Genomic DNA, 13,143 nt, shown 5'->3' with positions numbered 1-13,143 from the left:
GCCTATGCTGAAGCCACCACCTCGCCGCCCCTCTTTGTGGCAGGCAGCCTACCTGGCAGATGATCGCACGCATGCATAACACTCCAGCTCCCCTCAATGACGATCAGAAAGCACCTGGCACGGGTGACGACAAGCGCTGGAACACCCGGGCGCTGATCGTCGACGACGACATACCGATCCGCGAACTGCTGATCGACTACCTGGCCCGTTTCAACATCCACGCCACCGGTGTGACCGATGGAGCGGCGATGCGCCAGGCCTTGCAGGCGGAACACTTCGACGTGGTGGTGCTCGACCTGATGCTGCCCGGCGAGGATGGCCTGTCCCTGTGCCGCTGGCTGCGTAACGAATCGGACATCCCGATCCTGATGCTCACCGCCCGTTGCGAGCCCACCGACCGGATCATCGGCCTGGAGCTGGGGGCCGACGACTATATGGCCAAGCCCTTCGAGCCCCGGGAACTGGTGGCGCGGATCCAGACCATCCTGCGCCGGGTCCGCGACGACCGCACCGAACAGCGGGCCAATATCCGCTTCGACAACTGGCGCCTGAACAGCGTGCTGCGCCAGCTGATCTCCGCCGACGGTCTTGTCGTGCCGCTGTCCAACGCCGAGTTCCGCCTGCTCTGGGTGTTCATCGAACGTCCGCGCCGGGTGCTGAGCCGCGAACAGCTGTTGGACGCCGCCCGTGGCCGCTCCATCGAAGCCTTCGATCGCAGCATCGACCTGCTGGTCTCGCGCCTGCGGCAGAAGCTCGGCGACGACCCGAAATCGCCACAGTTGATCAAGACCGTACGCGGCGAAGGCTACCTGTTCGACGCCCGAGACATCGGCTGATGCGCGGGCGCTTCGATACGCTGTTCGGCCGCCTGTTCGGGGTATTGCTGATCGCGATCGTGCTCGCCCACCTGCTCGCCTTCTTCTGGTTCCGCCTCTACGGCCCGCCTCCGCATCCGCGCCCGCCGGCCAGCGAATTCAGCGGCCAGCCACAACCCGGCAACGGGCGCTTCGAACCGCGGCCGCCGCGGCCCTGGTTCGGCGGGCCGATCGTGCCGCTGACCTTCCAGTTCATCTCGCTGATCATCGCCGCCTGGTACGGTGCCAAGCTGCTGACCCGACCGATCCAGCGCCTGAGCGACGCCGCCGAGCGCCTCAGCGAAGACCTCGACAGCCCGCCGCTGGACGAGTCCGGCCCGCGGGAAGCGCGGCAGGCGGCCCACACCTTCAACCTGATGCAACGGCGCATCCAGGAGCAGGTCAAGCAGCGCGGGCGCATGCTCGGCGCGGTTTCCCATGACCTGCGCACGCCCCTGTCGCGCCTCAAGCTGCGGCTGGAACAGATCGAAGACCACAGGCTGCAGGGCCAGATGCGCCAGGACCTCGACGACATGATCAGCATGCTCGACGCGACCCTGAGCTACCTGCACGAACAGCGCACCAGCGAGGCTGTGCAGTGGATGGATGTGCAGGCGCTGGTGGAATCGCTCTGTGAAAACGCCCAGGACCAGGGCGCCGACGTGCAGACCAGCGGCCATTGCGCGCCCCTGCAAGTGCAGCCGATGGCCCTGCGTTCCTGCCTGAACAACCTGCTGGACAACGCCCTGCGCTATGCCGGGCATGCCCGCATCAGCCTGCAGGACAGCCGCGAGCAGGTGCTGATCCGGGTCATCGACCATGGCCCGGGCATCGCCGAAGACCAGCGCGAAGCGGTGTTCGAACCCTTCTATCGGCTGGAAGGCTCGCGCAACCGCAACTCTGGCGGCGTCGGCCTGGGCATGACCATCGCCCGCGAGGCCGCCGAACGCCTGGGCGGGCAACTGCACCTGGAAGAAACCCCAGGCGGCGGCCTGACCACCGTGGTGCGCCTGCCCCGCGTCTGAACCGCCGGTGTGTACCGACCGGTACAACGCTCACATACCCACGACACCTCGCCGCCTGAGCGCCGCCGTCACCGTAGCCGCCGTAGCCGCTGCCGAGCAGCGCGAGGCTGCGATCGGCTTGGGCGGCACTCCGACGTAGCGGTCGTAAACCAGTCAACACCTTAGCTCCGGCAGACTACCCATGCTGCGTTTGTGAGCATCAGGTTTCTGCCTGGAAGAATGCATGGCCTGGTTTTACGGCGCTTCGCGGTCGATCGCAGTCTCGCAGGCTCGGCAGCGGCTACAGGAGCGGGCACGAATGCCCGCGTTCTGCATGGATCAGCGCTTGTCTTCGACCCGCGCCTGGCTGGCGCTCCAGTCGGTCAACAGGCTGTAGGCCACGGCCAGCAGGGTCGGGCCGATGAACAGGCCGATGAAACCGAAGGCGATCAGCCCGCCGAAGACCCCGAGCAGCACGATCACCAGCGGCAGGTTGCCGCCCCGGCTGATCAGGTAGGGTTTGAGCACGTTGTCGACGCCACTGATGATGAAGGTGCCCCAGATACCGAGGAACACCGCCATCCCGTATTCGCCTTTCCAGGCCAGCCAGGCGGTGGCTGGAATCCACACCAGCGGCGGGCCCATGGGAATCAGGCTGAGCAGGAAGGTGACAATCCCCAGTACCAGCGCGCCCGGCACGCCGGCGATCAGGAAGCCGATCAGGGCCAGGATCGCCTGGGCCGCCGCGGTGCCGATCACCCCGTTGACCACCCGCTGCACCGTACCGGCCACCAGCTCGATGTAGTAGCCGGCGCGGTCGCCGATCAGGCGCTCCAGCAGCCCATGGACGAACGCCGCCAGGCGCGGGCCGTCGCGATAGAAGAAAAACACGAAGACGATGCTCAGGGTCAGTTCGAGGATCCCGCCACCGATCTGCGCGCTGCGGGCCAGAAGCCAGTTGCCGACCTGCCCCAGGTAAGGCTTGATCGCCAGCATCATCGCCGCGCCCTGCTGGTCGATGCTGTCCCACAGCCCCACCAGGCGTTCACCGACGAAGGGCACGCCGACCAGCCAGCTCGGCGCTTCGGGCAGGCCGTCGACCTGCACATCCTTGATAAAGGCGGTGGCATCGCGCACATGGTCGGCCAGGTTGAAACCGAGCCAGACCAGCGGCGCCGCCACCAGCAGCATCCAGCCCAGGGTCAGCACGGCCGCGGCCAGGGACTCGCGGCCATTGAGCCAGCGGGTCAGCAGGCGCATCAGCGGCCAGCTGGCAAACGCCAGGACCGCCCCCCAGAACAACGCGGACCAGAACGGCGCCATGACCCAGAAGCTGGCGCCGAACAGCACCAGAAGCAGGATCTGCACCAACAGGCGATCATTATTGAGCATGTAGGATCTCGAGAAAGGTCAACTCACCAAGCGTAGGCGAAAGGCGGATCGCCCGTTCGCCTGCGCCCGTTCAATGCAGCAATTCAGCGCAGCAGTTCAAGGCGCAGGCCTGGGGCCTCGCTGCCACCGGTTTCCATGCGGGCCGCCCGCACGCCCTGGCCAATCAGGGCCTGGCGCCAGGCCTCGGCATTCGGCCCGGAAACACTGACCCGCAAGGTGGCATCGAGGTTCAACCCGCGTGACAGCAAGGTCAGCCAGGTGGGCTGGGGTTCGCCGCCGAGCTTGGGCAGGTCCAGTTCGCCGGTGTCCTTGAGCTGGCGCAACAGGGTAGCCGAGGTCGGCAACAACTCGCCCAGGGGAGTACTGGCGTCGAACTGCTCGACATGCAGGTACGCCCGGCGATTGCCACGGGTAATGCTGTACAGGGCCACCAGCGAGTTGTCGTTGGGCGCGGCCAGGCGCAACAGCAGGTAGGCCTGCTGGACATCGGCGCCGTACAGCTTGGCGTTGCCGAACACCTCGTTGGCCCACAGGCTGCTTTCCCCGCAATCCCGGGCCTGGCACCAGAACAACAGTTCGGCGCCCTGCTTCTGCAAGGCTTCGCGGGCAGCGGTAAAGGCCGCGGTCGAGGAATGCTCCGGCGGCAGCTCGTAGGTCACCGACGTCGCGGTGCCGCGCGCGCCGACCTGGCCATCGAAACGCAGCTGGCCGCTGATCTTGCGGATCGAGCCCATGGGATAGATCCGCTCCATCTCGGCCGCCGGGCGGTAGTCGACGATCTGCGCGTCAGGCATGCGCGGCACGATCGGCAAGTCATGGCTGCCGGGCAAGTCGGCGGCGAGGAGCAAGGGGCTGGCACAGGACAGCAGCAGGACACTGAATAAACGCATGGATGCTCTCATCGGATCAGCATGGCCTGGGCACCCTTGATGACACTGGCGTCATCCGTGCGCTGCGGAACCAGCAGCCCGCGCTGCACCGCGGGTCGCGCCTCGAGGGTCGCCATCCAGCGTTGCAGGGCCGTCAGGCCCTCCACCGGAACCCCGGACCATTCATGGCCGCGTACCCAGGGAAAGGTGGCGATATCGGCAATGCTGTAGTCGCCGGCGAGGAATTCGACCTCCTGCAAGCGGGTGTCGAGCACCTCGTACAGGCGCCGGGTTTCATGCTGGTAACGATCGATGGCGCCCTGGAGCTTTTCCGGAAAGTAGCGGAAGAACACATTGGCCTGGCCCTGCATCGGGCCGATGCCGCCCATCTGGAACATCAGCCACTGGATCACCCGGGAGCGGCCCTTGGGATCGCTGGGCAGCAACTGCCCACTGAGTTCAGCCAGATAGAGGAGAATCGCGCCGGATTCGAACACGGCGAAATCGCCGTTGGCGCGGTCGACAATCGCCGGAATCCGGCCATTGGGATTGATCTTGAGAAAGCCTGGAGCCTTTTGTTCCTTCTTGTCGAAACTCAGGGCATGCACCGTATAAGGCAGGCCGAGTTCCTCGAGCACGATAGAGACCTTGTGGCCATTCGGGGTCGCAGCGGTGTAGAGATCTATCATGGTTGTCTCCCATTTCAACCCGCCCAGCCTCGACAGTTGCCCGCTGCAAGTCAAGAAACGGCGAAAAACCTATTGAAACAGTCTGCAACAAGGCTCGCGCCGGCTTCGTCGTTCAAGTGCAGGTGATGGCCACCAGGCAGCTGTTCCCGGCTAAAGGGTAGCCGCTCCAGCAACTCCGGGTGCTTGGCCAGCATACCGTCGGCCGCCACCACCAGATGGGTCGGACAGGACAGGCGCTGGACGAAGGTCATGGCCTGTTCCTGGGTCAGGCGCAGCGGCGAAGCCAGGGTCAGGCGGCTGTCGCTGCGCCAGGTGTAGCCCCCCGGAACCGGCATCAGGCCACGTTGCGCGAGCAGTTCGGCGGCTTCGCGGCTGACTGCGACCATGCCCTTCATCCGCACTTCGATGGCGCGGTCCAGGGTGGCGTAGACCGGCTTGCGCTTTTCCCGCAGGTCCAGCTGGGCCTGCAGGGCCATGCCCATGCGCTCGGCGGCATTCTCACCGGTGGCGGTCGGCGGAATCACCCCGTCGATCAGCGCCAGGTGGCTTACCCGCTCGGGCAACGAGCCGGCCAGCACCAGCGAGACGATCGCGCCCAGGGAATGCCCGAGCAGGCCAAAACGTTTCCAGCCCAACTGCTCGGCGACCTGCAACACGTCATACACATAATCCCAGAGCGCATAGCTGGCACCCAGGGGGCGGTGCCCGGAATGGCCATGCCCGGCCATGTCCAGGGCGACGATGCGCAAGCCGCGCAGCCGGGGCGCCAGCCGCGCGAAGCTGTTGGCGTTGTCCAGCCAGCCGTGCAAGGCAATGACCGGCAAACCGTCCTCGGGGCCGAACAGGTGGGCCGCCAGCTCGATATGCGGCAGGCTCAGGCGGACTTCTTCCACCGCGGCGCTCATGCGCAGCTCCGTTCGGCGCGGGTTTCCCAGCGGCTGAAGAGTTTTTTCAGCAGGGCCGCGGTGTCCTGCGGGCGCTCCAGCGGGAACATGTGCCCGCCCGGCATGCTCAGGGATTCGCCATGGGGCATGCGCCCGACACTGCTGGCGTGATGCTTCATCACCACCCGGCTCTGACGCCCGCGCACCACCGCCAGCGGCACCTTCAACTGCCGGGGGCGGCCCGGGCTGGTGTGCGGTACGCCGCGATAGATGCTGATCTCGGTGGCCGGGTCGAAGCGCAGCCGCAAACGGCCGTCGACCTGATGCAGGCCGTGTTGCAGGTAGGCGTCGAAACACTCGGGGTCGAAGCCGCGGAACAGGGTCTTGCCGGCAAAATACTTGCGCGCCGACTCCAGGTCGCTGAACTCCTCGCGCCGGCCCAGGGTCCGGCCGGCGGGGGTCAGGCGGTCGATAAAACCGAAACGCTTGGCGGCGCGAATCACCCATTGATCGGCACGGGTCAGCACCGGCGAGTCGAGCATCACCACCCCGCGATACAGCTCCGGGCAACGCAGCGCCGCGTGCAGGTGCAGGACGCCGCCGAAGGAATGGCCGACGCCCCACACCGGTTCGGCCTGCTGTTGCAGATGGTGGATCAGTTCGTCCACCAGGTTGAGCCAGTTGTCATCCGCCGGAAAGCGCGGATCGTGGGCGTGCTGCTGCAAGTGCGCCACTTGATACTCGGGCGCCAGGGCGGCGAACAACTTGCCGTAGGTCCCCGAGGGAAACCCGTTGGCGTGAGCGAAAAACACCTGTTGCGACATACCGGCTAACTCATGAACAAAAAACGATGGCTGATTGTCCGCACGCCATTGCCCGACGGCAATGACAGTAACGGTCAAGAATGATGACACTCCGCTTCAGCCTATGGGTACCGCTCAACGTGCCGGCGGCGTCTGCCCCAGCGGCACCACGGCCATGGTCAGGCGCGATACGCAACTGGCCTTGCCTTCGTCGCTGCAGAGGCGAATATCCCAGACATGGGTGGTACGCCCGATATGAATCGCCCTGGCCACCGCCGTCACCCGGCCGGAACGCAGGCCGCGCAGATGGTTGGCGTTGATCTCCAGGCCCACGCAGTAGAACTTGCTGGCGTCGATGCACAGGTAGCTGGCCATGGAGCCGACCGTTTCCGCCAGCACCACCGAGGCGCCGCCGTGCAGCAAGCCATAGGGTTGGTGGGTGCGATGGTCGATCACCATGCTAGCGGTCAGGGATTCGTCGTCGAAGGACTCGAAGCGGATGTCCAGCACCTCACCGATGGTGTTTTTCTGGATCGCGTTCAGTTGCTCGATGTTCGGGGTGGTACGCCATAGGCTCATCACTGCATCCTTTAGGGGGGTTAACCGCGCTCAATCCTGCCACAGCACCACTTCGGAGCGCTCGCTCCACTCTTTGAAGCGCTCGCCGTAGGTGGCTTCGATGACATTGCGCTTGATCTTCAGGGTCGGGGTCAGAAAGCCGTTTTCCACCGCCCAACTGTCCTTCACCACCACCAGGCGGTGCAAGCGTTCATGTTTGTCGAGCGCGCCGTTGACCTCATCGAGCAGGTTTTCCAGGCTCGCATGCAGGCCGCCACGGGCACCGCCGGCGGCGTCCTGCAAACCGGCCGCGGACAACACGCATAGGCCCAGCGGCGCACTCAGGCCATCGCCGACCACACACACCTGCTCGATCCGCGAATGCACCGCCAGCCGGTTCTCGATCGGCGCCGGGGCCACGTACTTGCCCTTGCTGGTCTTGAAGATTTCCTTGAGCCGCCCGGTCAGGCGCAGATTGCCATCGGCGTCCTGCTCGCCCTTGTCGCCGGTGCGCAGGAAACCATCCGCGGTGACGGTTTCCGCGGTCTTCTGCGGGTCCTTGAAGTAGCCGAGCATGGTCGCCCCACTGCGCACCTGGACCTCTCCGGCCTCGTCGATCCGCACCTCGACGTCCGGGCAAGGCCGACCGATCCAGCCGGGTACATGCTGGCCGCTGCGGCCGATGTGGGAATAACCGCAACTTTCGGTCATGCCGTACACCTCCAGCACGTCGAGGCCCAGGCGCTGGTACCAGTCCAACAGGGTCTGCGGCACCGGCGCGGCGCCGGACAAGGCGACCCGCAGTGCATCCAGCCCCAGCCCGGCCAGCACCTTGTGCCCGACCCGCTTGCCGATGAGCGGCAGGCCCAGCAGGAAGTCCAGGCGCTTGGCCGGAACCTTGCTGTACACGCCCATCTGGAACTTGGTCCAGATCCGCGGCACACCGAACAGAGCCGTTGGCCGCGCCCGCTGCAGGTCGGTGAGAAAGGTCTCCAGGCTCTCGGCGAAGAACACCGTCTGCCCGGTATAGATCGCCGCCAGCTCGACGAACATGCGCTCGGCCACATGGCACAGCGGCAGGTAGGACAACAGCCGGTCCGTCGGCCCGAGGCCGAACAGCTGGGTGCCGCGGGTCGCCGCAAAGCCCAGGGTGCCGAAGCTGTGCATCACGCCCTTGGGCAGGCCGGTGGTGCCCGAGGTGTAAATGATGGTCGCCAGTTGCTCGGCGGCGGGGTTGGGGTCGTCCTGGATCGGCGAGCACTGCTGCAACTGGTCCCAGGTGAAGTCGAAGCGGCCTTCGGGGCAGATCGGCAGGCTGATGGTCGGCAGCCCGGGTTTCACGCCGGGGGCCATCGCCGGCCAGTCATCCAGCTTGCCGATGAACACCAGGGCCGACTCGGAATGCTCCAGCACCTGGGCCACCGAATCGGCGGTCAGGTTGGGATACAGCGGCACGGAAACGTGACCGGCCATCCAGATCGCCAGGTCGGCGATGATCCAGTGGGCGCAGTTCTTGGAAATGATCGCGACATGACTGCCCGGCGGCAGCTCGCGGGCGCGCAGCCAGTGGGCGGCGCAGCGGGCCTGGTGGCCGACGTCGGCCCAGGTCAGCTCTTCGACCCGGCCACCGCCCAGGGGCTGGACCAGGAAACGTTGGCGGGGATGACGAGCTTCGCGCTCGTAGAACACTTCCAGCGGCAAACGAAAAGCAGCAGACATGCGACTCGCTCCTTTGTTTTTGTTCTGATCGTGAGGCTAGCCAACCAAGCACTTGCTCGGGCGACTATTCCACGCACAAAGGAACGCTGCAAGTTAAGAAATGTAGCGAAAAGCCCAGATCGTCGTGGGAGCGAGGCTTGCCCGCAATAAGAGGAACGCGCTGCTTCAGACAGTCCGCGCCGCTTCCTTCGCGGGCAAGCCTCGCTCCTACGGTTCAGGGATTCTTGATGCTGTTGAGGGTCATCAGGCCGGCCAGCGGCCAGTCGCCTTCGAGTTCCGCCAGGCCTGCGGTGTGCATCGGCTGGGGATTGCGCAGATGGCCATGCTGCAGGAGGCCGATCAGGTTACCCACCAGCGGCTGGTGGCTGACCAGCAGCACGTTGTCCGCCGAATCGAGCTGGGCGACCACCGACAACGGGTTGTTGTCCGGCGTCAGCCAGGACACGGTGCGGATATCCGCTTCGAAGCCCAGGGCTTCGCGCACCAGCTTCGCCGTCTGCTGCGCCCGCGCATAAGGGCTGGCGATGATCGCGCTGAGCGGCTGGCCGATCAGGTGCGCGGCGCTGCGCAGCGCTTCCTCGCGGCCATGCTCGGTCAGGTTGCGCTCGGCATCGCTGCGTGCATGCGGCTCGGCTTCACCGTGGCGCAACACCCAGAGCTTCACAGCTTGGGCTCCTCGTCGCGCACCGGATGGGGCGCCGGTGGCACCACGTGCGGCGCTTCGCCTTCAGGGGCGCGCGGGGCCGGCCAGTCGGCGAACGGCCAAGGCTTCTGGTCGGTGTGGAAACTGCCGAAGCGGCCGATCTGCGCCAGGAACTGGCTCAGGCTGTCGCCGAAGCTCATCAGGCTGGCACTTGGCGAGCCGTAGATCAGCCGGTAGATCAACTGCACCAGCACCAACGCGCCGAGGATGAATTGCGCCACTTGCCAGACCAGCACGAACACCAGCATCCACAGCACACGCAGGAGGATGGATTCGTACTTGGCTTCGGAATTCGTATCGTTCATGTCTCGCTCCTGTCCTGCTCAGTTGAAACCACTGGGGGAGATAAAGTCGACATCGGTTTTCGGCTCGCCGCGCATCAGCAGCTCGATGACCTGATTCAGCGTGCGACCTTCAAACAGGATGGCATGTAATCCGGCCACCAGCGGCATATATACGCCCACTTCCTGTGCCTTGACCTTGAGCACCTTGAGGGTGTTCACGCCTTCGGCCACCTCGCCGAGCCGGTCCACCGCCTCTTCCAGGCTCAGGCCTTCGCCCAGGGCGAAACCGACCTGATAGTTGCGGCTCTTGGGCGACGAGCAGGTGACGATCAGATCGCCAACCCCCGCCAGGCCGAGGAAGGTCATCGGGTTGGCGCCCTGGCTGACGGCGAAACGGGTCATTTCCGCCAGCGCCCGGGTAATCAGCATGCTCTTGGTGTTTTCCCCCATGCCCAGCGCCACGGCCATGCCGGCGATGATCGCGTAGACGTTCTTCAACGCCCCGCCCAGCTCGACGCCGAAGCGGTCGGCGCTGGCATAGACGCGGAAGGTACGGCCATGCAGGGCCGCCTGCACGCGCTGGCAGAGTTCTTCGTCTTCACTGGCGACCACGGTGGCGGTCAAGGCGTGCTCGGCCACTTCACGGGCCAGGTTCGGCCCGGACAGCACGCCGATCCGCGCTTGGGGCGCGATCTCTTCGAGGATTTCGCTCATCAGCTTGAAGGTCTGCGCCTCGATGCCCTTGGTCAGGCTGACCAGCAGCTTGCCGGCGAGCAGCTGCGCATGGGGTGCCAGCACCGAGCGCAGAGCGCTGGAGGGCAAGGCGACAAAACACAGATCACTGTCGTTCAGGGTGGCCAGAAGATCGGTCACCGGCTCCACCGCCGGATGAATCTTGATGCCTTTGAGGTAACGCGGATTTTCGCGATGAATGCGAATGGCCTCCGCCTGCTCCGGGTCACGCATCCACTGCCGCACCCGATGGCCGTTCTCGGCCAGCAGATTGGCCACGGCGGTACCAAAGCTTCCGCCTCCCAGGACCGCGATAGGGCGCTGTTCAGTCATATGCAATCCGTCAATCCATACAGTGGCGATGGCGGCATTATACGGGGCGGCCCTGCGGCGGCCAGCCCCGTGAACAATTAGGCACAAATGCCGGGAAAACGCCGATTAGACCCCGGATTGTCGGGGTTATCGACTGGAAAACCCGGTCATCTCGGTTAACATGCGCGGCAATTATCCGTTATCAAGGCTGTGCCGTGTATCCTGGCCCTCCCCTCTCCCGCCCATCGCTCTTGCTGGCGCTGCTTTGCAGCACCCCGGCGTTGGCCGACGATCTGTTCCTGGACAGCCAGCCGCTGCCGGAAATCCTCACCGCCACCCGTCTGAAACAGTCCCCCGCGGCCGTGCCCGGCAGCATGACCGTGCTCGACAGCGAACTGATCAACGCCAGCGGCGCCCGCGACATCAGCGAGCTGCTGCGCCTGGTGCCGGGGATGATGGTCGGCAATATCAACGGCAACCAGGCCACGGTGAACTATCACGGCACCAATGCCAGCGAAGCGCGGCGCATGCAGGTGCTGATCGACGGGCGCTCGGTGTACCGGGCGGGCCTGGCCACCGTGGACTGGAGCGACATTCCGGTGACCATGGAGGACATCGAGCGCATCGAGGTGTTCCGCGGCCCCAATACCGTCAGTTACGGCGCCAATGCGCTGATGGCGGTGATCAACATCATTACCCGCTCGCCCGCCAACAGCCACGGCACGCGGGTCAAGGTCACCCGCGGCCAGCGCGGTATCAGCGACTGGTACGCCAGCCAGGGCACCGGCTGGGACAGCGGCGACCTGCGCCTTTCGCTCTCCGGGCAGGAAGACGACGGTTTCGACAGCGATCGCAACGGCGCCGACTACCGCGACAGCCGGCGCTTGAACCGCTTCAGCCTGTCGGTCAGCCAGATGCTCAACGAGCAGCAGAGCATCGACTGGCAGCTCAGCGCCAAGGAAGGCAGCAACCAGCGCCCCTATACCTACCGCCCGGTGTTCTCCGGTATCACCTCGGCCGGCTACAACTCCGACGTGATAGCCAAGGACTATGCCGGCTCGCTGCGCTGGAACCTCGACATCAACCCGGACCATAGCCTTTATATACAAGGCTCGGCCCAGCACTGGGACCGCCAGCAGAACTGGCGCGCCTGTGACGCCGAAGTGTCGTTCAGCCCGGAACTGACCCGCCTCTGGCAGCTCAACCCGAACTACGCCGAACTGCTGGCCCGGCACATGGAGAATTTCACCGGCTCCGGCGCCCCTCCGGGCACCGCGGCCGAACAGGCCCTGGCGAACCAGGTGCTGACGCAATGGAAGGACGGCGCCAAGCGCACGGTGTGCGGGGATATCGACCAGAGCGCCCGTGAATCGCGCTACGACCTCGAACTGCAGGACACCCTGAGCCTGTCCGACGGCGTGCGCCTGGTCAGCGGCCTGAACTATCGCTACGACCGCGCCGACTCGGAAACCTATTTCAACGGCACCCTCGACGACAGCACCTGGCGCGCGTTCGGCCAGCTGGAATGGCGCGCCACCGAACACTGGCTGCTGCAGGGCGGCGCCATGTTCGAGGACTCGCAACTGAGCGGCAGCTCGCTGACCCCGCGGGTGGCGGTCAACTACCTGATCAACCCGCGCCACGGCCTGCGGGCGGTGTATTCGGAAGCGATCCGCTCGCCGGACATGTTCGAGAACAACGTCAACTGGAGCTACCGGGTCACCAAGCTGAGCCCGACCGCCTACGGCCAGCCCAGCGCCCAGTATTTCGTCAAGACCCGCGGCCCGGGCAACCTCGACCAGGAACGCATGCGCTCGCGGGAGCTGGGCTACAACGGCCTTTTCGCCGACCTCGGGCTGAACCTCGATGTGAAGCTGTTCTACGACGAAATCAGCGGGATGATCAGCGAGCCGCTGCGCAACAACCAGTACATTGCCAGCAACAGCAACTCCTCACGCTTCGTCGGCACTGAAACCCAGCTGGACTGGCGCCTGGACCCGGCGGACCGGCTGCGCCTGACGTACGCCTATGTCGATGCCGAGGCCAGCAACCCGCTGGACGAGCAATTGACCGCGCGCCACAGCGGCTCGGCGGGCTGGTTGCGCGACTGGGGCCAGGGCTGGTCCAGCGCGCTCTTCTACTATGGTTCCAGCGCACTCAACGGTTACCGCTTCGAACGGGTCGATACCCGCGTCGCCAAGCGCATCCCCCTGGGCAAGGGCAGCCTGGAGCTGGCCGCCGTGCTCCAGCAACGGCTCGACAACGAGCCCACCACCTTTGTCGACAACAACTATGACTCGCAACACGTCCTCTACTTCAGTGCGGAGTTGACGTTCTAGC

At 65.4% G+C, this 13,143-nt stretch carries 13 protein-coding genes; 3 read left to right on the top strand and 10 right to left on the bottom strand.

From position 1 onward, the window contains the following. The first annotated feature begins 71 nt into the window (after positions 1-71). Entirely contained in the window at positions 72-836 is a 765-nt protein-coding gene (locus DK261_RS16650) for a response regulator (protein WP_009047795.1), read from the top strand. After that, positions 836-1,879, top strand: coding sequence for a HAMP domain-containing sensor histidine kinase (locus tag DK261_RS16645; protein WP_009047794.1), 1,044 nt, complete (start codon positions 836-838; stop codon positions 1,877-1,879). The genes DK261_RS16650 and DK261_RS16645 overlap by 1 nt, the downstream gene beginning before the upstream one ends. A 318-nt stretch (positions 1,880-2,197) precedes the next feature. Here the strand turns inward: DK261_RS16645 and DK261_RS16640 are convergent, their stop codons facing one another. From DK261_RS16640 to DK261_RS16595, 10 genes are all read right to left on the bottom strand, one after another. Continuing rightward, positions 2,198-3,250 carry an AI-2E family transporter gene (locus DK261_RS16640; protein WP_053268518.1) on the bottom strand — a complete coding sequence of 351 codons (1,053 nt, stop codon included), beginning with the start codon at positions 3,248-3,250 and terminating at the stop codon, positions 2,198-2,200. Between the two features lie 83 nt (positions 3,251-3,333). Further along, entirely contained in the window at positions 3,334-4,140 is an 807-nt protein-coding gene (locus DK261_RS16635) for a DUF4892 domain-containing protein (protein WP_038631081.1), read from the bottom strand. A gap of 8 nt (positions 4,141-4,148) precedes the next feature. Beyond that, positions 4,149-4,808: a glutathione S-transferase family protein gene (locus DK261_RS16630; protein ID WP_023968388.1), complete on the bottom strand. Its 660-nt coding sequence runs from the start codon at positions 4,806-4,808 to the stop codon at positions 4,149-4,151. Between the two features lie 50 nt (positions 4,809-4,858). Next, entirely contained in the window at positions 4,859-5,713 is an 855-nt protein-coding gene (locus DK261_RS16625) for an alpha/beta hydrolase (RefSeq protein ID WP_009047790.1), read from the bottom strand. Beyond that, complete coding sequence (locus DK261_RS16620) at positions 5,710-6,516, bottom strand: alpha/beta fold hydrolase (protein WP_009047789.1); 807 nt, start codon at positions 6,514-6,516, stop codon at positions 5,710-5,712. Before DK261_RS16620 ends, DK261_RS16625 begins: the two co-directional genes overlap by 4 nt. A 114-nt stretch (positions 6,517-6,630) precedes the next feature. After that, positions 6,631-7,074 carry a hotdog fold thioesterase gene (locus DK261_RS16615; protein WP_007931583.1) on the bottom strand — a complete coding sequence of 148 codons (444 nt, stop codon included), beginning with the start codon at positions 7,072-7,074 and terminating at the stop codon, positions 6,631-6,633. Positions 7,075-7,104: 30 nt separating this feature from the next. After that, positions 7,105-8,772, bottom strand: a complete 1,668-nt coding sequence (locus DK261_RS16610) for an AMP-binding protein (RefSeq protein WP_110176025.1) — start codon at positions 8,770-8,772, stop codon at positions 7,105-7,107. Between the two features lie 214 nt (positions 8,773-8,986). Continuing rightward, positions 8,987-9,436 (bottom strand): phosphohistidine phosphatase SixA, encoded by a 450-nt coding sequence (gene sixA / locus DK261_RS16605; protein WP_009047787.1) that lies wholly within the window; start codon positions 9,434-9,436, stop codon positions 8,987-8,989. Further along, a complete protein-coding gene (locus DK261_RS16600; RefSeq protein WP_110176024.1) occupies positions 9,433-9,780 on the bottom strand; it encodes a DUF4389 domain-containing protein in 348 nt (115 codons plus the stop codon). Before DK261_RS16600 ends, sixA begins: the two co-directional genes overlap by 4 nt. 18 nt (positions 9,781-9,798) lie before the next feature. Continuing rightward, complete coding sequence (locus DK261_RS16595) at positions 9,799-10,824, bottom strand: NAD(P)H-dependent glycerol-3-phosphate dehydrogenase (RefSeq protein WP_009042808.1); 1,026 nt, start codon at positions 10,822-10,824, stop codon at positions 9,799-9,801. 194 nt (positions 10,825-11,018) lie between these two features. On the opposite strand from DK261_RS16595, the gene DK261_RS16590 reads away from it, so the two are divergent. After that, positions 11,019-13,142 carry a TonB-dependent siderophore receptor gene (locus DK261_RS16590; protein WP_110176023.1) on the top strand — a complete coding sequence of 708 codons (2,124 nt, stop codon included), beginning with the start codon at positions 11,019-11,021 and terminating at the stop codon, positions 13,140-13,142. The last annotated feature ends 1 nt before the right edge of the window (position 13,143 follow it).

The sequence above is a fragment of the Pseudomonas sp. RW409 genome (genome assembly GCF_003184125.1).
Taxonomy (GTDB): Bacteria; Pseudomonadota; Gammaproteobacteria; order Pseudomonadales; family Pseudomonadaceae; genus Aquipseudomonas; species Aquipseudomonas chlororaphis_I.
This window is presented reverse-complemented; position numbering and strand designations above follow the sequence as displayed.

Excerpts from the sequence above, each read along its gene's own strand:
- DK261_RS16650 (WP_009047795.1), top strand. The coding sequence starts at position 72 with ATGCATAACACTCCAGCTCCCCTCAATGACGATCAGAAAGCACCTGGC.
- DK261_RS16645 (WP_009047794.1), top strand. The coding sequence starts at position 836 with ATGCGCGGGCGCTTCGATACGCTGTTCGGCCGCCTGTTCGGGGTATTG.
- DK261_RS16640 (WP_053268518.1), bottom strand. The coding sequence starts at position 3,250 with ATGCTCAATAATGATCGCCTGTTGGTGCAGATCCTGCTTCTGGTGCTG.
- DK261_RS16635 (WP_038631081.1), bottom strand. The coding sequence starts at position 4,140 with ATGCGTTTATTCAGTGTCCTGCTGCTGTCCTGTGCCAGCCCCTTGCTC.
- DK261_RS16630 (WP_023968388.1), bottom strand. The coding sequence starts at position 4,808 with ATGATAGATCTCTACACCGCTGCGACCCCGAATGGCCACAAGGTCTCT.
- DK261_RS16625 (WP_009047790.1), bottom strand. The coding sequence starts at position 5,713 with ATGAGCGCCGCGGTGGAAGAAGTCCGCCTGAGCCTGCCGCATATCGAG.
- DK261_RS16620 (WP_009047789.1), bottom strand. The coding sequence starts at position 6,516 with ATGTCGCAACAGGTGTTTTTCGCTCACGCCAACGGGTTTCCCTCGGGG.
- DK261_RS16615 (WP_007931583.1), bottom strand. The coding sequence starts at position 7,074 with ATGAGCCTATGGCGTACCACCCCGAACATCGAGCAACTGAACGCGATC.
- DK261_RS16610 (WP_110176025.1), bottom strand. The coding sequence starts at position 8,772 with ATGTCTGCTGCTTTTCGTTTGCCGCTGGAAGTGTTCTACGAGCGCGAA.
- DK261_RS16600 (WP_110176024.1), bottom strand. The coding sequence starts at position 9,780 with ATGAACGATACGAATTCCGAAGCCAAGTACGAATCCATCCTCCTGCGT.
- DK261_RS16595 (WP_009042808.1), bottom strand. The coding sequence starts at position 10,824 with ATGACTGAACAGCGCCCTATCGCGGTCCTGGGAGGCGGAAGCTTTGGT.